A 23138-nucleotide genomic window follows, 5' to 3' on the forward strand; every position below is an offset into this window, starting at 1 on the left:
CTTGATTTAATTAGTTACTTGGTTTAATATTTTGATTTACGTTAAATAAATTAGCTGGATCATATTTCTTTTTAATTTCAGTTAAACGGTTGTAATTATGCTTATAACTGGCTTTTACACGCTCCTGGCCTTCATCCATCATAAAATTTGAGTACGCCCCACCTGATGAAAATGGATGCAAGGCATCCCAATACTCTTTACACCATTTGGTTATTTTATTTGCATCTTTTGGATTTGGAGATACTCCAACAATTACACCTGCATATTTTGCATCACGGTAAGCCCAAGGCGTATCTTCAGCTCCAACCCTACTCGCTGCACCGGTAATTGGATACAAATGCATTTGTGAAAGAGGCGTTGGAATATTTGAACCAAATTTTAAATGTTGCGCTCTAACTTCCGAACCTAATTCATTAAAAAAGTCTGCTCTCCAATACCATTGTAATCCATGAGGTAATAAACCATCAAACAAGGTTTGTATTGATGGATAAGGCATTTCTCCTACATGTTCAAAAATTGGATTTAATTCTTTAACAGTTTTAAACAATTCATTAAATTTATCCTGACCCCCAACATAGCACCAAACAATTCCACAAAACTGTTTATTATGTAAATATTCAGGAAAAGGTGGTCCGGGAATAACCATTGTAGCAATAAAACCGTTTAATTCATCAGGAGCATTTTGAATAAATTTATGATACCACTCCATAATTTCTTCAGTTCTTTCAATAGGCCATAAAGTTGGACCTCCAATAACGTTTTTAATAGAATGCGCTTGAAATTTAAAGGAAGTCACAATTCCAAAATTTCCACCACCACCTCTAATTGCCCAAAATAAATCGGTATTTTGATTAGCATTTACAGTAACAAAAGAGCCATCAGCCAAAACCATATCTGCTTCTAATAAATTATCGATTGTTAATCCGTATTTACGAGATAAATGTCCTACTCCACCTCCAAGTGTTAAGCCCCCAACTCCAGTAGTGGAAATAATTCCTGCAGGAATAGCCAATCCAAAAGGGTGTGTTGCATGGTCTACTTCGCCCCAAAGGTTTCCACCTCCAACTCTTACTGTATTATTTGAAGTATCTACACGAACAAATTTTATTCCTGATAAATCAATTACCAATCCATCATCACAAATTCCTAGCCCTCCACCATTGTGTCCACCACCTCTAACTGCTAATAATAGATTGTTATATCTTCCAAAATTTACAGAAGCCATAACATCTGCAACATCCTCGCACATAGCGAATAATCCTGGACGTTTATCTATCATTCCATTATAAACTTTTCTGGTTTCGTTATAATCGACATCTGATGGCCTAACGATGTTTCCTCGCAAATGTGTGGCAAATTCTTCAATAATTATAGCGTCTAAATTTTTTACTGAATTTTTCATAATCATTAATTTTTTTAAATAGTTAGTAGTTAGAATTCATTATAAATAAAAATGAACTCTACAAATTTGTGCTATAAAAAACTTAATCAATGTTAGTTTTAGTTCAAAAAATGATACAATTGATTCATTGTAAATTTGGAAAGAATAATTATTTATTAGAATTTATAATGAAAGCTGTTGGAAGCATTCCAAATATTTTTTTTAAAACTCTGATAAAATATATTGGAATGTTAAAACCTAAATAATATCTAGTTTCTGATATGTTTTATTGTTTTTTTTAATTTCATTAATAGCCTGAAAAAGACGTAGCTCTTATATTAATTTGTTAGGAGCTATTCCTGCTAATGACTTAATATTTCTGTAAGCTTGTGATTTACTCAGTCGTTAAGGTAAAATAATTAAGAATATTTAAACAATATGTTGTTGAATATATTTAGAAGGAAGGACTCCATATTTTTCTAAAAAACATTTTGAGAAGTAAGCCGGGCTATTAAAACCAGAATCATATGCTATTTCAGATATATTTCCATGTTGTTTATGAAGTAAATCCAAAGCTCTATGCAATCTAAATTCTTTAATGAAGTTATTTGGAGACTTCCCTGATAAATTTATCAATTTACGATATAACTGAGATTTACTATATCCTAAATCTTTACTAAAATTAGTGATATTAAAATTAGGTTTGTTCCAAATCCCCTCAATATAATCCATCAACTGAGTAAGAAATTTTTCTTCAGCAGGTTTTAGAGTTTTTACTAATTCCGTATTAATAATTGCATTTCTATTTTCACTTTCATATAATGCTTTTATTTCATTGGAAAAAACTAGTTGCTCTTTTACAACTTCACACATTCTGGTTGCCAAAACAATTGTTTCTTCAAAAATATTTTCTTTATCAGAAACTGGTACACCTGCATTTAAAGCAATATTAATTTTTCGATTTGATAAATCAAATTTTGGAGTTACATATTTAAAATTAGATTTAATTTTTAACACACAATAAACAGCATTACTTACTGATTTAAAGGAAACTAAATAATTTTCATTATCTTTTTTTACAATGCTTCCTTTAAAATACTTAATTGATTTTGAAACACTATTATGAAATTTCTTCGTAAATAAACTAAGTTGATTTGCCTCTAATCTATTTAAATAATTACTGGTTTCAATTACCATTATAACCCTAAAAGCAGGATCATTTATTATATTTAATTCCGTATTCAATGCTTTTTCAGGATCTTCAATTCTTCCTAAAAAAGATTCAACAATTGTTTCATCTACTTCAATAATTCTGTGAGGAATTTCACCATGTGCGTGATTATGCATATCATGAACAGATTGTTTATTTGGTGCTTCAACTAAACAAAAAGCAGTTTTTCTTTTATCATCAAACCAATATGTTAAACCTCTACATCCAAATTTATGCTCAATTTTTAAGTCTTCATGATGTAATTGTGCTACGTTTTCTGCAGTAACTGTTTCAGAAACATCATGACGATCCATGTATATTGGCATAGTAAGTTTTTTTCTACAAGATAAACTTTTTTTATGAAATCAGTTTAATCTGTTAAAAACGAACTATATATAAACAAAAAATCCCCAACTTTCGTTGAGGATTTTAAAATATTTTTAATTCTAATCTGCTTATTTTTTAAATTTAGCATATTTAGATTTGAACTTATCAATACGTCCTGCAGTATCTATTAATTTAGATTTACCTGTATAAAAAGGATGTGATGTTCTTGAGATCTCTAATTTTACTAATGGATATTCCACACCATCTACATCTAGAGTCTCCTTCGTGTTTACTGTTGAACGGGTTAAAAACACATCTTCATTTGACATATCTTTAAATGCTACCATTCTATAATTTTCTGGATGTATACCTTTTCTCATCGTGAACTCGTTTTAATTCTATTTTTATTTTTCAGACTGCAAATTTAACTATATTTTTGAAACTTCAAACAAATAATTTATTTTATTTACATAAATATTAATAAAAAGCTATTTTAAGTTATGTTGAACAAATCTTTTTTAGGTCTAATTCTGTTAATTTCATTGATTTCTTGTAAAAGTGAATATAAATTTATATTAAATACTCCAAGTAAAATTCAATCAAACCAAGAGTTATCTGTCTCAATTTCTGAGAAAAATAATTTACCTATCGATTCTGTACAATTTTCTATTGATGCTGTAAAAATAAGCAGCATTCAAAATACTGCTTCAATAAAAATTAATGATTATAAATTGGGTAAGCATACACTAACCGCAATTATTTTTTATCAAAATAAAACCAAGAAAGTAACCAAACCAGTTTACTTTATGGCTGATACAGCGCCTGAATTATATACATATAAAATTATAAATACGTATCCACATGATAAAGAAGCTTACACACAAGGTTTAGAATTTCACAACGGCTATTTATATGAAGGAACCGGAAGAAAAGGAACTTCTTTTATTAGAAAGGTAGAATTAAATTCTGGTAAAGTGCTTCAGCAAAAAGATTTAGACGCTCAATATTTTGGTGAAGGAATTACAATATTTAATAACAAAATATACCAACTTACCTGGCAAAGTGGAATTGGAATTGTTTACAATTTAGAAACATTTGAAAAAGAAAAAGAATTTAAATATACCAAAAGTCTTGAAGGTTGGGGATTGACAAATGATGGTGAAAAAATTATTAAATCTGATGGAACTGAACGCATTTGGTTTTTAAACCCAGAAACATTAATTGAAGAAAGCTATATTGAGGCGTACACAAATAAACAAAAAGTTGAAAAATTAAATGAGCTTGAGTATATTAATGGTAAAATATATGCAAACATTTGGCAAAAAAACTCTATACTTATTGTAAATCCATTAACAGGAAAAGTTGAAGGTGTTGCGGATTTAATTAGCCTAAAGGCTAAAATTCAACAAGAACAAAATTTAACTGAAGATGATGACGTTTTAAATGGGATTGCTTTCGACAAAGAAAATAATAGAATTTTTGTTACAGGAAAACATTGGAATAAACTTTATGAAATTGAATTGATTAAAAAATAATTTTCTATAAATTATTTTTACATTTACAAAAACAACCTTAATGCGCTATTATTTAATCATTTTAATAGTAATTAGCTTAGTAATTGTGTCTTCATGCAGAAAAGACTTTAGCGCTGAGTTAAGTACCGGAAATTTATCCTTTTCAAAAGATACGGTGTATTTAGATACTGTTTTTACAAATATTGGGTCTAGTACCTATAATTTAAAAGTTTACAACAAAAGTAATAATGCCATTTCAATACCTTCTATAAAGTTAGGACGCCAGGAAAATTCAAAATACCGATTAAATGTTGATGGAATTGCGGGTAAAAGTTTTGAAGATGTTGAAATTTTAGCAAATGATAGCATTTATATTTTTGTTGAAACTACCATTAATTATAACGAAGTTACCAATCCTATCTACCTAGATTCCATTGTTTTTGATAATGGAGAGCAGGAGCAAAATGTAAAGTTAATAACGTTGGTTAAAGATGCCCATTTTTTATATCCCTCAAAAGACTTAAACGGGCTTGTATCTTCTATTAATATTGGTATCGATGAAGATGGAGATGCAATTAAAATTAATGGATTTTATCTTGATAACAATACAACTTTTACCAATGAAAAACCGTATGTAATTTATGGTTATTGCGCCGTACCGTCAAACAAGACACTTACAATTGAAGCAGGGGCAAGTATTTATTTTCACGCTAACTCTGGAATAATTGTTGATAAAAACGCAACCTTAATTGCTCAAGGAGAATTAGATAAAAAAGTACTTTTTGAAGGTGACAGATTAGAACCATCCTTTAGTGATATTCCCGGTCAATGGGGTGCAATTTGGTTAAGAGCTGGAAGTAAAAATAACTCAATAAATAATACAATTATTAAAAATGCCACTGTTGGTATTATAATGGATTCTATTGGAAGTCATTCTACACCTACATTATCAATTAAAAATACAGAAATTTATAATAGCGCTAACTTTGGATTGTTAGGCAGAGAAACAAATATTAAAGGTGAAAATTTGGTGGTAAACAATAGCGGACAAGCATCTTTAGCCTGTATTATTGGAGGAACTTATAACTTTACACATTCAACATTTACAAATTTTTGGAACAATAGTTTAAGAGAGTACCCAAGTGTATTAATTAATAACTATTTTACTTATAGTAATGGAACTACGCAAGTTGCAGAAATACGTGATTTACATGCTGCTAATTTTACAAATTGTATTATAGATGGAAATTCAAATATTGAATTGGTTATTGATAAAGTTGAAGGGTCAATTTTTAATTATTCATTTAATAATAACCTTGTAAAATTCAACGATTATAATACAAGTTATACAAACATTCCTGAATACAATTTTGAAGATTCCAATCACTATTTTAACAATATTTTTAATGGAGAACCTGATTTTAAATCACCATTAACCAATCAATTAATTATTGGAGAAAATTCTGATAGTAATCAAAAAGCAAACCTACAAGGAAGTTCATTAGTTCCTTATGACATTTTAGGAACACTTAGAACTTCACCTGCCGATATTGGAGCTTATCAACATATAATTTTTAATTAAACTATGAAAAACGTAATTATTACAGGAACCAGCAGAGGAATTGGTTTTGAATTGGCACAGCTATTTGCTAAAAACAATTACCAAGTTTTGGCTTTATCAAGAAATTCTAAACCATTAAATAAACTCAACCTTAAAAATATCTCAACAATATCAGTTGATCTTTTATCGGAGGAAGATTTAAAAAAAGTAACATCTTTTGTTTCTGAAAATTGGAAAAGTGTAGATATTTTAATTAATAATGCTGGTAAATTAATTAGCAAACCATTTAATAAACTTTCAACCAAAGATTTTTTGGAAGTGTACCAAGTAAATGTATTTGCAGTTGCCGAATTAACAAATAAAATACTTCCATTTTTATCAAAACGAAGTCACGTTGTAAATATTAGCAGCATTGGAGGTATTCAAGGAAGTATGAAATTTCCAGGATTGGCAGCTTATAGCTCCTCAAAAGGTGCCTTATTAACATTAACAGAAGTATTAGCTGAAGAATATAAAGATGAACAAATTTCTTTTAATGCCTTAGCTTTAGGTGCTGTACAAACCGAAATGTTAGAAGAGGCTTTTCCAGGTTATAAAGCTCCAGTTTCAGCTAAAGAAATGGCGAGTTATATTTATAATTTTGCTATAAATGGGCATAAATTTCAAAATGGAAAAATAATTCAGGTTTCTTCAACAACCCCTTAATTTTATGATTAAAAAGCTTGCCAAATACCTCCCGGAAAATGCGGTTGAATATGTTGATGAAATTATTACAGAACATCCTTTAGAAATAAAAATTGTTAATGAACGAAGCACAAAACACGGAGACTTTAAAAGAACTACAAATCGTAGATTTCAAATTACTATTAATAATAATCTGAATCAATATCAGTTTTTATTAACTCTAATTCATGAAATTGCACATTTTGTTACTTTTAAGCAAAATAACCGAGTTAAACCACATGGTATTGAATGGAAAAGAAACTTTCAACATTTGATGTTGCCTTTTATAAATCCTACTATTTATCCTGAAAATATATTACCTTTATTAGCAAATTATCTTAAAAATCCAAAAGCAAGCACCGGATCAGATGTATCACTCACCTATGCTTTAAAGCAATTCGACGAAAATTCAGAAAAGAGTTTTATCTTTGAGATAGCTTGCGGGAGTAATTTTATATTTAAAAATAAAATTTACAAAAAAGGAAATTTAAGAAGAACAAGATTTGAGTGCATTGAATTAAGTAGTAAACGAACCTATTTATTCAATCAAAACGCTGAAATTGATAAATTATAGTATTATGAATAAAAATTATTACGCAGTTATAATGGCTGGAGGAATAGGATCTAGGTTTTGGCCAATAAGTACGCGTAAATTCCCAAAGCAATTTCATGATATGTTGGGTACTGGAGAAACGTTAATTCAACAAACTTTTAATAGGTTTGAAAACTTAATCCCTTCAAAAAATATACTTATTGCAACTAATAAGGAATACGAAGCATTGGTTTTGGAACAGCTTCCAAAAGCTTCATCTAAACAATTGCTATTAGAACCTGCAATGCGAAATACAGCACCTTGCATTTTATATAGCGCTTTAAAAATTTTTAACGAAAACCCAAATGGAATAATGATAGTTGCTCCATCGGATCATTTTATTGAAAATGAAACAGAATTTTTAAATAACGTTCAAACTTCTTTTGATTTTTGTGAAGATAAAGATGCATTAATGACCCTTGGGATAAAACCAACGGAACCAAATACTGGATTTGGCTATATTCAATATAAAAACTCTGAAGATACTATCAAAAAAGTAGCAAGTTTTAAAGAAAAACCAAATTTAGAAACTGCGAAAGAATTTATTAAAAGCGGCGATTACCTTTGGAACGCGGGCATTTTTGTATGGAGTGTAAAAAGCATTCTAAAGGCATTTAAAAATCATTTACCAGAAATGTTTGAACTTTTTTCAAAAGGCGAAAAAGATTATAACACTCCTAAAGAAGTTAATTTTATAGAAAATAATTATGCCTCATCACAAAATATCTCCATAGATTTTGGAATCATGGAAAAAGTAGCTAATGTATTTGTTTTGCCAGTTGATTTTGGATGGAATGATCTTGGCACTTGGGGATCTCTTTATAATAAATTAAATAAAGATGAAAATGAAAATGCAACTGTTAGTGGGAATGTTATTTTTAGAGATGCAGCAAATAATATTATTAGAACTCAAAGCGGAAAAAGAGTTGTAATACAAGGGTTAAGCAATTTTATTATTATTGAAAAAGAAGATGTATTACTTATTTGTCCAAAAGATAAAGAGCAAGAAATAAAACAAATAACCGAAGATGTTAAATTAAAATTTGGAAATGAATTTGTTTAAAAAATTAAATGATGGAAACTGAAAATACAAATCAAGAAACTGAATTTACAAACCCAGAAAAGTCTACTGTTAATGACTTTAAAGGTGTTTGGCAAAGTATCAGACAATTTATTATTGAATTACTTGATATTAGAAAAGATACAGATAAAAAAGGTACTATTGAAGATATAAAAGAAAACATTTCTATGAAAGGCCATACGGCCTGGGTATTGGTTTTTTCAATTTTAATTGCCTCGATAGGATTAAATGTAAGTTCAACTGCAGTAGTTATTGGAGCAATGCTAATATCACCTTTAATGGGACCCATTTTAGGTGTTGGATTATCTATTGGTATTAATGATATTGATACGTTAAGACGATCTCTTATTAACTTAGGAGTTATGGTTGGTTTAAGTTTAGCCACTTCATTTTTCTTCTTTTTAATTCCAATTTTTAGAAATGAAACTCCTGAATTATTGGCTAGAACAGCTCCTGATGTTCGAGATGTTTTTATTGCAATTGCTGGTGGTTTAGCGTTAATAATTGCACTTAGCAGACGAAGTAAACAAACTAATACTATTGCAGGTGTTGCAATTGCAACTGCATTAATGCCTCCTCTATGTACAGCAGGTTATGGGCTTGCAACTTGGAATTTAAGTTATTTTGGCGGAGCAATGTTTTTGTTTACAATTAACACCATTTTTATTGCGTTGGCAACCTTTGTAATTGTAAAGTTTTTACGATTTCCTATGCTTAAATATATTAATTCAACTAAAAGAAAACGAATTGCCAGAACAGCTTCTTTTGTTGCCCTTTTAGTGTTTTCTGGCAGTATTTATATGTTTTTTAATCTGTTACAAGAAAATCAATATAGACAATCCGCTCAAAATTTAATTGATGATATTAAAGAAAGTGGAATTAGTATTATTGATGAAGAGGCTGATAATATTAATTATGATAATAAAACTATAAATATTGTTGTTTATGGAAACAAGCTTTCTACTGAAGATCTAGCTAAATGGAATGCTAAACTTCCTGAATATGGTTTGCAAACTACTAAATTAATTGTTCATCAAGGAGCTGACGATTCTGACTTAAGAAGCGAAGTAAAAAACCTATCCGATTTATACGTTCAAAATCAAAAAATAATTTCTTCAAGAGATGAAACTGTAAAAGAAAAAGAGGATAAAATTAAATTATTAACAACTCAATTATCAAAATATGAAAAAAACCAAATTCCTTTTGTTCAAATAAGTAAAGAGGCCCAAATAAACTATAATGGATTGGCTAATTTAAGTTATGCAAAACTAGTACGTACTAATTTTAATACAGTAGATACAATCACCGTTTTTAATGCCAAATGGCACGATACTGTTCCAAATATAACTAATCAACAGTTATTATTGCAAAAGTGGCTTAAAACTCGTTTAAATCTTGACACGCTCCAGTTAAATAACAACTAAAAGTCTAAAATTACACCAAATCTCGGAAACATATTTCCTGAAGAATTTTCTATTTCTTCAAGGTTATATTTTGTAGCGTCTGATTGATTTATCGTGTTATTTCCATTTTCATCTTGTAAAGGAATTAAATACGATTGTGATGTAAACTCACTTTTATATAAGTTTTGAATATCTACATAAAAATTAAATGAAAGCTTTTCCCAGTACCAAGTTTTATCAATACGAATATCTAATTGATGGTAAGTTTTAAAACGTTCTGTATTTAGTTTATCATAATTTAGTATTCCGCTGTTTGAAACATCATAATTTGCAATTATTGAAGACGCTTCAAAATCATATGGCGTATAAGGTTGTCCACCAACAAGTCTAAACTTACCTCCTATTTCCCAGTTTTTTTTCAATTTTTTACCACCTGTTATAGATAATAAATGACGATTATCCCAAGAAGAAGAAATGTAGTTCTCTTGTTTGTCTTTAAATTCACTTTTAACATACGTATAAGAAAGGATTCCATACAAACCATTGTAAGATTTCTTTTGCGCTAACAACTCAATTCCATAAGACCTTCCTTTAGATGTAGATGTTACCTCCTCGTTACCAATAACTCCAAAATCGGAACCTAAATTTGCCAAACTAATTTGATCTCTTACCGAAAAAGGATAGTTTTTGTATGTTTTATAAAAACCTTCCAATGAAATTTTTGAAGTAGCATTTGGATTCATTTCAAAACCAGAAACATAATGAGTAGCTTCAATAAATTTTAATCCGTTATTTCTATTTACCAATTCATTTAAATTATTTCTATACCCCAAAATTGTATATGCTGGTAGTTGATTATAAATACCTGTTGAAGCATTTAAACTTATTTTTTCGCTTAATTTATAAGACAAAGAAACTCTTGGAGAAAATTGATTTAAAGGATTTTTCATTTCACTATTATAATCCAAAGCATCAAATCTAACCCCAATAGAAATGCCTAAGTTAGCATTCAAATATTTTTTAGAAATTTGTCCAAATAAATTATATTTCAACATAGATAATTTTGAGGAAAAATCTATTTCCTGTACTCCATCTGAAATTGCCAACTGCTGAAAAGTACTATTTGTATACGTTGCATTTTCCAAACCTATCCCAACATTTAACTTATAATTATTTTTTAATGTCGAAGTGTTTTCAAAACGCAATTTATTTTCTATTTCTTTTGAAGAGTAATCCAATAATAAATCGTTTGGACTGTTTGTATTATTAAAATATTTTTTCGCATTATTATTCCAAACATTTCTACTTAAAATAATTTCTTTCATACTATTTTCTCCGAAATGTCTGTAAACCGCTCCAACGGTATAATTCCATTGCTCTTGAATAGGAATATTACTTAAAGCATATCTATTTCTTTTCAAAGTTTCTTCATCAGTAATATTATCATTTACCTCTTCATTTAATTCAAAATTATCAATAGCTCCCAAACCTATTAAAGAAATCTCACTGTTTGATGTTAGTTGATGTTTTACTTTAAATTGAAAATCGTTGTAAGTTGGTAAAAAAGGCAATTTTATTAACTTGAATAAAAACTGTAAGTAAGATTGACGTACAGAAGCAATAAAAGTAGTTTTTGAACCCAATGGACCATCAAAGGTTATTCCGGCATCAGAAGTACCCAAAGTAACTCTAGTATTTAACTTTTCCGGGTTTCCATCCTTCTGTGTAAACTCAATAATAGAACTTAAAGCATTTCCTTCACTTGCTGAAAAAGCACTTGTAAAAAAATCTACTTTTCTAATTAAATCTGCATTAATAATACCAACCGGACCACCAGAAGAGCCTTGCGTTTGAAAATGATTTATTACTGGTACTTCTACACCATCTAAATAAAATTTATTTTCTGAAGGCGCACCACCTCTAATAATAATATCGTTTCTAAAACTTGGGTTTGAAGCAACACCTGGCAACGATTGCAATACTTTTAAAATATCTCTATTTCCTCCAGGGTTTTTTTCTATTTCTGCAATACCTAAAGATTGAACTGATACCGGACTTTCAATTGATTTCTTAAATAATTTGCTTTGTACAACAATTTCATCCAATTGTTCATTACTTTGAGATAACGCTATTAAAATAAAGGGCGTTTTGTCAATTGTAACCAAATAATCGTCTGAAAGCACTGTTTGATATCCTAAAAATGAAACAGCTACTTTAACATAACCCAACGGTACATTTTTAATTGTAAACTCACCATTTTCCTCAGAACTGTTGCCTATTGCAGTTCCCTCTACAATAATACTTACAAAAGGTAAACTTTCCCTTGTTTGCGCATCAATTACTTTCCCTTTAATAGTTCCTATATTTTGTGAGAATACTACTATTATATTTAAAAAAAGAAGGAGCAGTGCAGTTATTAATTTTTTCATTTCTAGAAATTATTTAGCAAATATACTATTTTTGTTTAATTATTTATTGTTTTCATTAAACATTTTGAATTGCTCAAAAAAAAACCTCAAACTTTTGTTTGAGGTTTTTGTGGTGAGAGAAGGATTCGAACCTTCGAAGCTTGCGCAGCAGATTTACAGTCTGCCCTCGTTGGCCACTTGAGTATCTCACCAAAATTTAAATAAAAAACTTCCCAATAACGAGAAGCTTTTTGTGACCTGGCTGGGGCTCGAACCCAGGACCACCTCCTTAAAAGGGAGGTGCTCTACCAACTGAGCTACCAGGTCGCTTTTTTCCTTTTTAGCGGGTGCAAATATAAAGGTATATTTTAAAAAAACAAACTTCTTTTTTATTTTGTTTCATTTAAATATGCTTCTCTGACTTTCTTAAATAAATTAGAAGAATAAACAAAATTCACAATTGCCTCATTTTCAGTTTTAAATATCTCTTTATTCGATCCTTCCCACGCTTTTACACCGTCTTTTAAAAAAACTATTTTTTCTCCAATTTCCATTACCGAATTCATATCGTGGGAGTTTATTACGGTAATCATTTGATATTCTTTTGTTATTTCCTGAATTAAATTATCAATTACAGTTGCAGTATTTGGATCTAATCCTGAATTAGGTTCATCGCAAAAAAGATATTTTGGATTCATTACAATTGCTCTGGCAATTGAAACTCTTTTTTGCATTCCTCCTGATATCTCTGCAGGAAATTTTTTATTTGCATTAACTAAATTAACTCTATCCAATACAAAATTTACTCGTTTTAACATATCTGAATAAGAATCCCTAGTAAACATTTTTAAAGGAAACATTATATTTTCTTCAACTGTTAAAGAATCATACAATGCACCTCCTTGAAATACCATTCCAATTTCTTTTCTCAATTGCCTACGCTGCTTTATATCCAGTTCGGTATGTTTTCTTCCATCAAAACAAATTAATCCGCTTTCTGGCACATGCAAACCAACTAAACATTTTAAAAATACTGTTTTACCGGATCCACTCTGACCAATAATCATACTGGTTTTCCCTTTTTCAAAAGTTGTTGAAATACCTTTCAAAACAGGAACACCATTAAATTCTTTATATAAATCTTTTACTTCAATCATTAACCTAAAAGCATTTGAGTTAAGAAATAATTCAATAAAATTATCACAACACTTGTCCAAACAACAGCCTGTGTACTTGCCCTTCCCACCTCTAAAGAGCCTCCTTTAACATAATAACCATGATAAGCAGGTATGGTTGCAATTACAAATGCAAAAACAAGCGTTTTTATTAAGGCGTATTTAACAAAGTAAGGATCAAAGTCTAATTGAACACCATAAATATAATCTTCACTAAAAAACTTACCTGTTAATAATCCAGCAACATAACCTCCATATATCCCTAAAAACATAGCTAATATTATTAACAATGGATAAAATAATAAGGTCGCCATTATTTTAGGCAAAACCAAGTAATTTAAGGAATTAATACCCATTACCTCTAATGCATCTATTTGTTCAGTAACACGCATTGTACCTATACTTGAAGATATATATGAGCCTACTTTTCCTGCTAAAATAACTGACATAAAAGTTGGTGCAAATTCTAAAATTACAGATCGTTTTGTTGCAAAACCAATTAAGTATTTTGGAATAAATGGGCTATCAACATTTAAAGCTGTTTGGATAGCTACAACACCTCCAACAAAAAAGGAAATAAATGCAATTATCCCTAAGGATTTCAAACCTAAATCTTCAATTTCTCTAAAAAACATTTCTCTAAAAACAGACCACTTCTGTGGTTTTTTAAAAACTTGTTTTAGCATAATAAAATACTTTCCTATATGCTTTAAGTAATTCATTTAATTTTCTTTTTGCTAAAATATTAAATTAAAACTACGATTAATCTATTTGTAACATAAAATTCATATGGCCGAATAAAAAATTAGTATTTTTGGAACATCTTATTTATTACAAAAAATATTTAAAATGAAAAAATTATTTATAATCCTGTTAGTTAGTTTTACTTTAACGCAATGCATAGCTATAAAAGCCGAATCAACTACAAGTACACCTATTGAAAGCTCAACAAAAACCTTTCAATCAAAACTTCAAAAAAATCCAAAATTAATTGTAGGTATTGTGGTAGATCAAATGCGATACGATTATTTAATCAAATTTTACAACAAATACGGTGAAGGTGGTTTTAAAAAGTTAATGAATGAAGGTTATAATTTAAAAAATGTTCATTATAATTACATACCAACTTATACGGCAGTTGGACATACTTCAATTTATACTGGAACAACTCCAGTTAATCACGGAATTATATCAAATAATTGGTACGATAAATACGAAAAAAAATCAATTTACTGTGTAGATGATGCCAATTACGAAACTATTGGAGCTCAAACTGGAGGGAAAAAATCTCCTCATAAAATGCTAACAACAACTGTAACCGATCAGTTAAAATTAGCTCAAAATATGCAGGGAAAATCTATTGGTATTGCCATAAAAGATAGATCAGCCATTTTACCTGCGGGGCATACTGCAGATGCCGCTTACTGGTTTGAAGGTGGAGATGAAGGGAAATTTATTTCAAGTACTTTTTATATGAATGAATTACCGAATTGGGTGAATGATTTTAACAATTCTGGAAAAGCAAATGGCTATTTAAATGAAACTTGGAATACCTACTATAATATTTCAACATATACCGAAACTTTGCCAGACAACAACAAATTTGAAGGTTTATTTGAAGGAAAAACCACGCCAACTTTTCCATATAATTTAGCTGAATTACGAAAACTAAATGGAAATTACAGTCTTTTAAAAGCAGTTCCATCGGGTAATACAATTACAACCGATTTTGTTGAAGCAGCTATAAAAGGCGAAAATCTGGGAAAAGGAAATTTTACCGATTTTTTAGCAATTAGTTATTCCAGTACCGACTATGTAGGTCATCAATTTGGTGTTAATGCTAAAGAGTTAGAAGATACTTATATTAGATTAGATAAAGATTTAGAACGTTTATTAAATTATTTAGATGCTGAAGTTGGAGAAAATAATTACACTATTTTCTTAACAGCCGATCACGCTGCAGTTCAGGTACCATCTTATTTAAACTCCTTAAAAATTCCAGGAGGGTATTTTGATAATGATAAATTTGAAGAATTTGTAAATAACATTACTTTGGAATATTTTAATTCTAAAGAGTTAATTGAAGATATATCTAACTACCAAATTTTCTTGAATAAGGAAAAAATTAAGCAATTAAATCTTGACATTCATAAAGTATCTCAAACCATTGCTGATGAAATTATTTCTTTTGAGAATGTTTATAAAACCGTAACAGCTCATACTTTACAAACCACTAGTTTTACTTCTGGTATATTGGAAACACTTCAAAATGGGTATAACCAAAAATTATCTGGAGATATATTATTTGTCCCAAATCCATCAACTATCTCTTATTCAAAAACCGGATCCACACATGGATCAGGTTATGCATATGATACCCACGTTCCTTTAATTTTTTATGGTGCAAACATTGATTTCGGTAGCTCAAATAAATACTATCCAATTATTGATATTACACCAACCATATCAAACTTTTTAAATATAACAGAACCTAATGGTTCTACAGGAAAAGCAATACTTGAAGTATTAAAATAATTAGAAGCTATTTAAAAAGTAAAATTTTTGACAACCTGTTTTTCAACTCTGCATCCAGTTATTGAGCTCAGTAGAAATACAGGTTCTCATCATAATTATTGATTATCCGTGAGATGAGATTCTTAAATCGAAGATTCACGAATTCCTTACTCTTAAGTAAGGAAAAGATGAGTAAATAAATACAGAATGAGTGACTTTTAAAAATTTCATCAAAATCTTTAATTATTACTTTTTGAAAGTTAATTGACTTTAAAATGAAAATTTAATACTTGCTAAAACCTGAGAAGGTCTTAGTTTGTAGCTATTTTCTACATACGTAAACTCGTTGGTATAAACATTTACAAATTCATTTGTATTTAAAACATTGTTCCAACTTAAATTTAAATCAATATTTGATTGTTTAAAAGTGTATTGATAACTAAAATTTAAAAAATAATTAGAAGAATTTTTTTCTGAAAGAGAATTACGATAATACTCATTAGTACACTTTAAATATTGATTATCTGTTAAGTAAAAGAATAAATTTAAAACATGTTTATTCGTTTCTACCTGTCTCAACTGAACTTCATCAAAAGATGATTTATAAATTGAAATTGCAGCAACATATTGTAAGCTTAACCAACTAAAAATTTCTGTATCTAAATTTGCATCCATATGGATATTGTTCTTTTCTACATTTGTAAAAGTATCATTTAGAAGTTGCTCTTGATTTGATTGATTGTATCTAGCATTTAGTTTAATTGTGGTTTTTATTTTTTTAAAGTATTTACTTCCTCCCAAGCTATAATTATTATAATTTATAAAATTATCATTTTCTATTGCCTCTAAAATAATAGCACCATTTTCGTCTATTTCATTTTTATACAGCAAGTTGTTTTTAGTACGAGAAAAAGAATATGCTCCATTAATAAAAATTTGTTTTATAGGGTTTCTATAGGATACAGCTCCTCTATAAATCTGATTAACTTGTTGTGAAATTGGAGCATTGTAACGATTTAAATTCCTGTAATTCGTTAACATAAAACCAGAATACAAACGACTAACGTCACCATAATTATAGTTTAATCCAGCAGTAAAACTAGTTTCCCAAAAAGCAGTTAATTTCTTTTTTAAATAGAAATTGGGTTCAAAAACCAATCGATTTAAAGCTCGGTTATTTGAATAGTTTTGATCTTCTAATTTAATATGTAGCATTGAAATTGGCATTTTTAATCTCAACTTCCAAAAATCATCCTTGCTTTTAAATTGTATTACGTTTTCAAAATAGCCTTTTGAAGTTGTAAAATCAAGCCGATTTAAAAAATCCAGGTCTGTATTTTGTTTATTTTCAAACACTTCTAAATCACTATTTAATTGCTGGTTTTGAATGGAAAACCCAATTTTTGATGCAATTGTAAATTGTTTTAATGCCTTTGTTAAACTTGCTGAATTATCGGCAAATAAACGAGTAGATTCTAATAATTGGTTAATTTTAGAATATGGTTTTCCATTATTTAATAAATTTAAAAATTGACCTGGGGTTACTTCTAAATCTTGATTGGTTTTGGTATATCCTATATTAGATTGAAAATCTATTAGTTGCTTACCAAGAGTTGTAATTAGTTGTAATTTGTTACGAATAGCAATAAATGGATTGCTTAAATTTTGTTCTAAACTAGTTTCTGTCAATTGTGTTATTCCTCTTTTTGAATTCCAATACTTGTTAACTTCAAAATTATTTTTAATATAATTACTTTTCGTATTCTTTTCAATTATTAGTTTACTCTGAAGGTTACTAGTGAATAGCTTATTCTGATTGTTTTCTAGTAAATTAATGGTATCGGTAGGTGTAAAAAAACGGGTGTTGGAATTTCCACTTTGCTTTTGAAAATCATTTAAATAGGAAACATTTAGTTTTAGAATAACATCCTTTTTAATTTGTTGTAAAACATTTACAGAAGCTAAATGCACATTATTATCTAACCAAAGTTCTTGTAGAAATGGCGGTTTAGAAAGTTGGGTAATAGATAACCAATTTGTTTTTTCTATGCTGATATTATTACCTGTGTTTTCACTTGAAAAATTATAAATTTGACGTGAAATATCGGTGCCGGTATTGTTACTCTGATAGGTTACTATAGCTTGCCGTTTTTTGGAAAACAACATTGGCGTAAATTTAGCCTTCCAAAGTAGTGGTGAGAATCCTGCTCCAAGCTCTGCATTTCCACTAATTGTTAATTTTTTTTTCAATTTAATATTTAGAGAAGATCGCTCTGAAAAAACTAAACTATCAAGAATTTTTAAAGGTTGGTGGTTTTCCAAGATTTGTACTTTAGATACATCATCTGCAGAAATATTTTCATTAGCCAAATTATAACGCCCTTCCATCAAATCCAAACCTTCTATATAATATTTCTGAATAGGTTTTCCTTGATATAATATTGCTCCACTAGGCATAATTTCTATACCAGGCATTTTTTTTATCACATCAGCAATCACACGATCTTTTTGATCTTTAAAAGCAGCTACTGAAAAACTGAGTGTATCTCCATGTTGTTCAATAATTTTTCTTTCTACAAATACTTCTTTTAGATTTTCCGTTGAAGGAAATAATTGAACCAAAAGTTGCTGCTTTTTATTATAAATATTTTTAATCCATGTAGTATAACCTAGATAAGAAACTTTAAATATTAATGAGCCAGTTATATCTTTTACATTAGTTTTAAACTTTCCTTGAGTGTCTGATATGTCATATGCCAAAATAGAAGTACTGGTCTTTTTACTAATAATTACAGTTGCTCCACTTAATGGTTGTCCTTTTTCATCATTAATTACCCCCGAAATTACAGATTGTGAATAGTTTTTAAAAAAAACTAAAGAAAACATCAAAAAAATATAAGTTTTAAAACTCCTCATATTATTTTAGTTCGAGAGGGTTATTTTCTTTGTTTAACATTTCCGTCCAATACTTCAAGTATTTTTTATGATTTTCGGGAGAAATTTTCATATTGGGGTTATTAGCATAAGTAAAAGGATCGCTTCGATATCTATGCCAGAGATCTAACAATTCTTCTTTTTCTGTTTTTACATATTGTTTCAGATTGATTTTATATGGAAGTTTAGGAGTAATTTTTTCGAGCCCAATAAACTCGAACACATAATCGTTATCTGTATCGGAGATTTCTAGGATTAGACCTGGTAGTCCATTAAACTTGTAAGGACCTTCAGCAATAGGAATTTCAGGGCTGAACCAGGCGATGTAATCTCTCTCTGCAAATGAGGTAGTGGCTTTTTGAACTTTATATCCTTTAATAATTTTTGTTTCTTCTGATATTTTCCAATTAAATAGACCTTTATCTTGTATATAATAAAATTGGTCCTGCATCTTTGGAATTTGTAGTGTGTAATACAATTTATCGGTTCGATTATCCTTTAGAATTTCATAATGAAATTTGGTTAGTGCAAATCTAGAGGTGTGCCCGGAATTACCTCTAATCACTATAGGATTCGCCAATGTTTTTGCTCGACTTGAAAATATAGAAAGATTATCTCCAAGATAGAGAATCATTAATTCCGATTTTGGTTTATCTAAACTAGTAGAATCTAGCTTATAAGTTAAATTATAAGTAATTTTGTAATTGAATTCATCTTTCAATTTGTTTTGTGAAAAACCAATGAAATTGATTGATGTAAAGAATAAAAATAAATAAAGAGTTTTCATAGTTTCTTTTTTAAAATAAAGTTTATTAATCATCAAATATTATTCCATAACTATATAATGAATTTATACATTATAATATAATTATAAGATTTTCAGAGCAATTAAAGCTAAAACCCGACAACGAAGATTTACAAATTCTTTAAAGAAATACATTGGAATTAATTTATAAATTAAGGTTGATGAAAATTCCACTTTTCAGAGCACCACTAAATATATTTTTAATTTTAGTGTATCTAAAATTTAAATTCAAATCTTCAAGTGATTTTACACCAACCATATCAAACTTTTTAAATATAACAGAACCTAATGGTTCTACAGGAAAAGCAATACTTGAAGTATTAAAATAAAAAAAGCCCTCAATTGAGGGCTTTTTTTATTTTAAGAATTATTTTTAATACCTATAAACAATAGCATTAATATTCATTCCCGCTCCAACTGAAGCAAAAATAACAACATCTCCTTTATTAATTTCTTGGTTTTCTAGTTTACCTCTTTTAACTAAATCAAGTAAAGTTGGAACCGTGGCTACAGAACTATTTCCTAATTTATATATACTCATAGGCATAACATCTTTAGGCACTTTAGATTTATATAAACGATAAAAGCGTTTAATAATGGCTTCATCCATTTTTTCATTTGCCTGATGAAGAAATACTTTTTTAACTTCTGAAATATCTATTCCGCTTTTATCAAGTGCCGATTTCATTGCTAAAGGCACATGATTTAAACCATATTCATAAATTTTACGTCCAAGCATTTTAATATAGCCAACATCTTGATTTTCTTTTTTATTATATGATTTTCCGAAATATAAATAATAGCACTCGTCTACAGTATTTGTTTGGGCAGCATGACTTAAAATACCTTCAAATCCATTTTCAACAGCTTCAACAATACAAGCACCTGCTCCGTCAGAAAAAATCATTGAATCCCTATCAAATGGATCAATAACTCTTGATAGTGTTTCTGTTCCAATAACCAAGCATTTTTTTGCTATACCCGATTTTATAAAAGCTTCGGCTTGAATAACTCCTTGTATCCAACCTGGACAACCAAAAAGTATGTCGTATGCAACGCAATTTGGATTTTCAATACCAAGCCTAAATTTAACTCTTGAGGCTAAACTCGGCAACATATCACTTTGAATAGAATTACTCTTTACATCTCCAAAATTATGAGCTAAAATAATGTAATCTATATCTTCTTTATTAATTTTAGCATCTTCAATCGCTTGTTTAGCAGCAAAATAGCCTAAATCTGATGAATTTAGATCGTCTGATGCATATCTCCTTTCCTCTATTCCCGTTATCGCCTTAAACTTTTCTATTACAACTTCATTTTCGTATTCAAAAGGGGTTCCATCTTCGTTTAAAAAAACACTATTTTTAAAATCTGAATTCTTTTTTACTACACTAGGAATATAGCTTCCAACTCCTGTAATTACTGATTGTATTTTCATTATAAAATTTTATACAACAAATTTAAAATGTATTAAGAATTCTGCTCTGAAATTTTAATTTCCATTACGATGGCTATCGACTGAGCTCGTGACTTTATCGCATGTGAATTTTCACCTTCAAAAAACTCATCTACTGTAGAGCTAAAGCTTGATAACCAGCACTTAAAGTGTTCTGCCTTGAATGGTTTTCTTTGATGTAATTTTAGATGAGGAGCCATTGAATTTTTACGATACCCACCAGTGTAAAACAGAATGTTTTCCCAAAAATCGACAAGTGTTTGTAAATGTTCTTCTAAGAGCTCTGGTTGAGTAAAATCTATAAAAAAATGACGCATCATTTCGTCATTCATTAACTTTACATAAAACTCTTTAACCAATAAATAAATATCAGCTCTATCTTCTATGTCCTTTTTCATAAAATAAATTATAGAAAAGATTTGTCAAATGCAATTGGAAGTAAATCTAATACCGAATCTGTTTTAATTATTTTTCCCTCTTCACCCATAAAATAAACTTCAAACTTTTCCTTCTGATTTAGCTCATATTCAGACAAAGTTTGTCTGCATCCACCACAAGGAGCTATAGGTTCTTTTAATATATGAGATGAAGAACTAGCAGAGATTGCCAATTTTAAAATTTTTATATTTGGATAATCTGAAGATGCTTTCCAAATAGCTACTCGCTCTGCACACATACCAGACGGGTATGCAGCATTTTCCTGATTATTTCCGGTAATTATAAGTCCATTCTCTAAAAGTAATGCCGCACCAACTTTAAACTTTGAATAAGGCGCATATGCATTCTTTTTTGCTTCAATTGCTTTTAGCATTAAACCATTAGCTTCTTCTGGTAGCTCAGCAATAGAATCATAAACTGAAATTCTAGTTGTAAGTTCAACTTTTTTCATTAAAATATTTCTAATTAACTATTAATTTACTTCAAAAATATCCCCAAAATCAAAAGACAATGAGAATCGAAGTGTATTTTCTAAAGGGTTATTGATATCTGAAGCATTAAATAAATATGAAATATCTAATTTAGAACTTTTAAAGTTAAATCCAGATCCGATTGTAAAGTACTTTCGTGCACCTTTTATATCACTCTCATTAAAATACCCTGCTCTAATGGCAAATGAATTGTCATATAAATATTCAGCTCCTAATCCCCAAGTAAACTCTTTAAGCTCTTCGCTAAAACCACCTGGAGCATCTCCAAATGAAGAAAATATTCCATTAAAAAAGCTTACATCATCTTGAGAATATGGAGGTTCTCCATCATCTGATATACTTGGTGTTGGAACCAATAACTTATTAAGCTCTAAATTTAAACTTACTTTATTATAATTGTCTAAAATAAAATCAAATCCTCCTCCAACTTTCATATTAGTTGGAATAAAATTATCCTGTCCATCATCCGAATAAGATACTTTTGGTCCTATGTTAGAAACATTAAATCCACCTCGCCAAACACCGTTAAAATCACCGTAATTTTTTTCATCAGATTGAAAATAACCAGAAATATCAACAGCAAAAGAATTTACAGGGTTTATTGTGGAGTTAGCCGATTCTATTCCTAAATCTGATCGAATATAACGCAAAGTTACACCCATTGAATACGTTTCACTTAATTTTATTGAATAAGAGCCATCTACCGAAAATTCATTCAGTTTTTCAGTTCCTTCAGGAGCTCCATTTATATCGGTTAAATCAATTTGACCAAGGTTAAAATACTTTAAACTTGCAGCCCAAGCGCTTCTTTCATCAATTCTGTTAGCAAAAGTAAAACCACCTAAAAACACGTCATTTGTAAGTTCTCTTAACCAAGGAGTGTAAATAATGCCAACCGTAAATTGCGATTTCATAAAAGCATATTTAGAGGCATTCCAATGTTGAGAGTTTGAATCTGGAGAAGTTGCAACTCCAACATCTCCCATTCCTCCTGCTCTTGCATCTGGAGCAATTAAAAGAAACGGTGCTGCTGTAGTTATTGGATTTGGTATTTCTTGGGCGTTACTATTTGAAAATGCAAATAAAACAGTTAGGGAAACTAAAATTATTTTTTTCATTTAA

General features: G+C 29.3%; 20 protein-coding genes and 2 tRNA genes. 8 read left to right on the plus strand and 14 right to left on the minus strand.

The window, feature by feature from the left end; translation table 11 throughout:
* Positions 1–10: 10 nt before the first annotated feature.
* From CHB63_RS10425 to CHB63_RS10435, 3 genes are all read right to left on the minus strand, one after another.
* The gene (locus tag CHB63_RS10425) at positions 11–1402 is read right to left on the minus strand and encodes an FAD-binding oxidoreductase (RefSeq protein WP_089378566.1); all 1392 of its coding nucleotides are present in this window, start codon (positions 1400–1402) and stop codon (positions 11–13) included.
* A 408-nt stretch (positions 1403–1810) separates the two neighbouring features.
* Positions 1811–2917 carry a nickel-binding protein gene (locus CHB63_RS10430; RefSeq protein WP_089378398.1) on the minus strand — a complete coding sequence of 369 codons (1107 nt, stop codon included), beginning with the start codon at positions 2915–2917 and terminating at the stop codon, positions 1811–1813.
* A gap of 129 nt (positions 2918–3046) precedes the next feature.
* A complete protein-coding gene (locus CHB63_RS10435; RefSeq protein ID WP_089378399.1) occupies positions 3047–3298 on the minus strand; it encodes a type B 50S ribosomal protein L31 in 252 nt (83 codons plus the stop codon).
* 120 nt (positions 3299–3418) lie between these two features.
* Here CHB63_RS10435 and CHB63_RS10440 point away from each other — a divergent pair, with 120 nt between their 5' ends.
* Genes CHB63_RS10440 through CHB63_RS10465 form a run of 6 tightly spaced genes read left to right on the plus strand, consistent with a single transcriptional unit; the run spans position 3419 to position 9813 of the window.
* A complete protein-coding gene (locus CHB63_RS10440) occupies positions 3419–4453 on the plus strand; it encodes a glutaminyl-peptide cyclotransferase (protein WP_089378400.1) in 1035 nt (344 codons plus the stop codon).
* A gap of 40 nt (positions 4454–4493) precedes the next feature.
* Positions 4494–6014, plus strand: coding sequence for a hypothetical protein (locus tag CHB63_RS10445; RefSeq protein WP_089378401.1), 1521 nt, complete (start codon positions 4494–4496; stop codon positions 6012–6014).
* 3 nt (positions 6015–6017) lie between these two features.
* Positions 6018–6698, plus strand: coding sequence for an SDR family NAD(P)-dependent oxidoreductase (locus CHB63_RS10450; protein ID WP_089378402.1), 681 nt, complete (start codon positions 6018–6020; stop codon positions 6696–6698).
* Positions 6699–6702: 4 nt separating this feature from the next.
* On the plus strand, positions 6703–7290 hold the full coding sequence (locus tag CHB63_RS10455; RefSeq protein ID WP_089378403.1) for a SprT-like domain-containing protein: 588 nt from the start codon (positions 6703–6705) through the stop codon (positions 7288–7290).
* Positions 7291–7294: 4 nt separating this feature from the next.
* Positions 7295–8371, plus strand: a complete 1077-nt coding sequence (locus tag CHB63_RS10460) for a mannose-1-phosphate guanylyltransferase (protein ID WP_089378567.1) — start codon at positions 7295–7297, stop codon at positions 8369–8371.
* 11 nt (positions 8372–8382) lie between these two features.
* Complete coding sequence (locus CHB63_RS10465; RefSeq protein WP_245856905.1) at positions 8383–9813, plus strand: DUF389 domain-containing protein; 1431 nt, start codon at positions 8383–8385, stop codon at positions 9811–9813.
* Here CHB63_RS10465 and CHB63_RS10470 read toward each other — a convergent pair.
* The 5 genes from CHB63_RS10470 to CHB63_RS10490 all read right to left on the minus strand — a co-directional run bounded on the left by CHB63_RS10470 (position 9810) and on the right by CHB63_RS10490 (position 14097).
* Entirely contained in the window at positions 9810–12221 is a 2412-nt protein-coding gene (locus CHB63_RS10470) for a TonB-dependent receptor (protein WP_089378405.1), read from the minus strand. The genes CHB63_RS10465 and CHB63_RS10470 overlap by 4 nt on opposite strands.
* Before the next feature lie 110 nt (positions 12222–12331).
* Positions 12332–12412, minus strand: a tRNA-Tyr gene (locus CHB63_RS10475).
* Positions 12413–12454: 42 nt separating this feature from the next.
* Positions 12455–12527 (minus strand) — tRNA-Lys (locus tag CHB63_RS10480).
* Positions 12528–12589: 62 nt separating this feature from the next.
* Entirely contained in the window at positions 12590–13357 is a 768-nt protein-coding gene (locus CHB63_RS10485) for an ABC transporter ATP-binding protein (protein ID WP_089378406.1), read from the minus strand.
* Positions 13357–14097 carry an MlaE family ABC transporter permease gene (locus CHB63_RS10490; RefSeq protein ID WP_089378407.1) on the minus strand — a complete coding sequence of 247 codons (741 nt, stop codon included), beginning with the start codon at positions 14095–14097 and terminating at the stop codon, positions 13357–13359. Before CHB63_RS10490 ends, CHB63_RS10485 begins: the two co-directional genes overlap by 1 nt.
* A 127-nt stretch (positions 14098–14224) precedes the next feature.
* Here CHB63_RS10490 and pafA point away from each other — a divergent pair, with 127 nt between their 5' ends.
* Complete coding sequence (gene pafA / locus CHB63_RS10495) at positions 14225–15910, plus strand: alkaline phosphatase PafA (protein ID WP_089378408.1); 1686 nt, start codon at positions 14225–14227, stop codon at positions 15908–15910.
* A gap of 249 nt (positions 15911–16159) precedes the next feature.
* Here the strand turns inward: pafA and CHB63_RS10500 are convergent, their stop codons facing one another.
* Together CHB63_RS10500 and CHB63_RS10505 are read right to left on the minus strand one after the other, a co-directional pair.
* Positions 16160–18775: a carboxypeptidase-like regulatory domain-containing protein gene (locus tag CHB63_RS10500; RefSeq protein ID WP_245856908.1), complete on the minus strand. Its 2616-nt coding sequence runs from the start codon at positions 18773–18775 to the stop codon at positions 16160–16162.
* Positions 18776–18806: 31 nt separating this feature from the next.
* Positions 18807–19610, minus strand: coding sequence for a GLPGLI family protein (locus CHB63_RS10505; RefSeq protein WP_089378568.1), 804 nt, complete (start codon positions 19608–19610; stop codon positions 18807–18809).
* 179 nt (positions 19611–19789) lie between these two features.
* On the opposite strand from CHB63_RS10505, the gene CHB63_RS17170 reads away from it, so the two are divergent.
* Positions 19790–19957 carry a hypothetical protein gene (locus CHB63_RS17170; protein ID WP_176420339.1) on the plus strand — a complete coding sequence of 56 codons (168 nt, stop codon included), beginning with the start codon at positions 19790–19792 and terminating at the stop codon, positions 19955–19957.
* Positions 19958–20001: 44 nt separating this feature from the next.
* On the opposite strand, the gene CHB63_RS10510 is transcribed toward CHB63_RS17170, so the two are convergent.
* From CHB63_RS10510 to porV, 4 genes are read right to left on the minus strand one after another with little or no spacing between them, the layout of a single operon-like run.
* Positions 20002–21069: a 3-oxoacyl-ACP synthase III family protein gene (locus CHB63_RS10510; RefSeq protein WP_089378410.1), complete on the minus strand. Its 1068-nt coding sequence runs from the start codon at positions 21067–21069 to the stop codon at positions 20002–20004.
* A gap of 32 nt (positions 21070–21101) precedes the next feature.
* Positions 21102–21485, minus strand: a complete 384-nt coding sequence (locus CHB63_RS10515; protein WP_089378411.1) for a group III truncated hemoglobin — start codon at positions 21483–21485, stop codon at positions 21102–21104.
* A gap of 8 nt (positions 21486–21493) precedes the next feature.
* Positions 21494–21976 (minus strand): cytidine deaminase, encoded by a 483-nt coding sequence (gene cdd, locus CHB63_RS10520; protein WP_089378412.1) that lies wholly within the window; start codon positions 21974–21976, stop codon positions 21494–21496.
* 21 nt (positions 21977–21997) lie between these two features.
* Complete coding sequence (gene porV, locus CHB63_RS10525) at positions 21998–23134, minus strand: type IX secretion system outer membrane channel protein PorV (RefSeq protein WP_089378413.1); 1137 nt, start codon at positions 23132–23134, stop codon at positions 21998–22000.
* Between the last annotated feature and the right edge of the window lie 4 nt (positions 23135–23138).

The sequence above is a fragment of the Lutibacter flavus genome (genome assembly GCF_900188355.1).
Classification (GTDB): Bacteria; Bacteroidota; Bacteroidia; order Flavobacteriales; family Flavobacteriaceae; genus Lutibacter; species Lutibacter flavus.

Coding starts and splice junctions, on each gene's coding strand:
- CHB63_RS10510 (WP_089378410.1), bottom strand. CDS start 21,069: ATGAAAATACAATCAGTAATTACAGGAGTTGGAAGCTATATTCCTAGT.
- CHB63_RS10450 (WP_089378402.1), top strand. CDS start 6,018: ATGAAAAACGTAATTATTACAGGAACCAGCAGAGGAATTGGTTTTGAA.
- CHB63_RS10430 (WP_089378398.1), bottom strand. CDS start 2,917: ATGCCAATATACATGGATCGTCATGATGTTTCTGAAACAGTTACTGCA.
- CHB63_RS10515 (WP_089378411.1), bottom strand. CDS start 21,485: ATGAAAAAGGACATAGAAGATAGAGCTGATATTTATTTATTGGTTAAA.
- CHB63_RS10435 (WP_089378399.1), bottom strand. CDS start 3,298: ATGAGAAAAGGTATACATCCAGAAAATTATAGAATGGTAGCATTTAAA.
- cdd (WP_089378412.1), bottom strand. CDS start 21,976: ATGAAAAAAGTTGAACTTACAACTAGAATTTCAGTTTATGATTCTATT.
- CHB63_RS10465 (WP_245856905.1), top strand. CDS start 8,383: ATGGAAACTGAAAATACAAATCAAGAAACTGAATTTACAAACCCAGAA.
- CHB63_RS10455 (WP_089378403.1), top strand. CDS start 6,703: ATGATTAAAAAGCTTGCCAAATACCTCCCGGAAAATGCGGTTGAATAT.
- CHB63_RS10470 (WP_089378405.1), bottom strand. CDS start 12,221: ATGAAAAAATTAATAACTGCACTGCTCCTTCTTTTTTTAAATATAATA.
- pafA (WP_089378408.1), top strand. CDS start 14,225: ATGAAAAAATTATTTATAATCCTGTTAGTTAGTTTTACTTTAACGCAA.
- porV (WP_089378413.1), bottom strand. CDS start 23,134: ATGAAAAAAATAATTTTAGTTTCCCTAACTGTTTTATTTGCATTTTCA.
- CHB63_RS10445 (WP_089378401.1), top strand. CDS start 4,494: ATGCGCTATTATTTAATCATTTTAATAGTAATTAGCTTAGTAATTGTG.
- CHB63_RS10425 (WP_089378566.1), bottom strand. CDS start 1,402: ATGAAAAATTCAGTAAAAAATTTAGACGCTATAATTATTGAAGAATTT.
- CHB63_RS10490 (WP_089378407.1), bottom strand. CDS start 14,097: ATGAATTACTTAAAGCATATAGGAAAGTATTTTATTATGCTAAAACAA.
- CHB63_RS10505 (WP_089378568.1), bottom strand. CDS start 19,610: ATGAAAACTCTTTATTTATTTTTATTCTTTACATCAATCAATTTCATT.
- CHB63_RS17170 (WP_176420339.1), top strand. CDS start 19,790: ATGAAAATTCCACTTTTCAGAGCACCACTAAATATATTTTTAATTTTA.
- CHB63_RS10500 (WP_245856908.1), bottom strand. CDS start 18,775: ATGTTTTCTTTAGTTTTTTTTAAAAACTATTCACAATCTGTAATTTCG.
- CHB63_RS10485 (WP_089378406.1), bottom strand. CDS start 13,357: ATGATTGAAGTAAAAGATTTATATAAAGAATTTAATGGTGTTCCTGTT.
- CHB63_RS10460 (WP_089378567.1), top strand. CDS start 7,295: ATGAATAAAAATTATTACGCAGTTATAATGGCTGGAGGAATAGGATCT.
- CHB63_RS10440 (WP_089378400.1), top strand. CDS start 3,419: ATGTTGAACAAATCTTTTTTAGGTCTAATTCTGTTAATTTCATTGATT.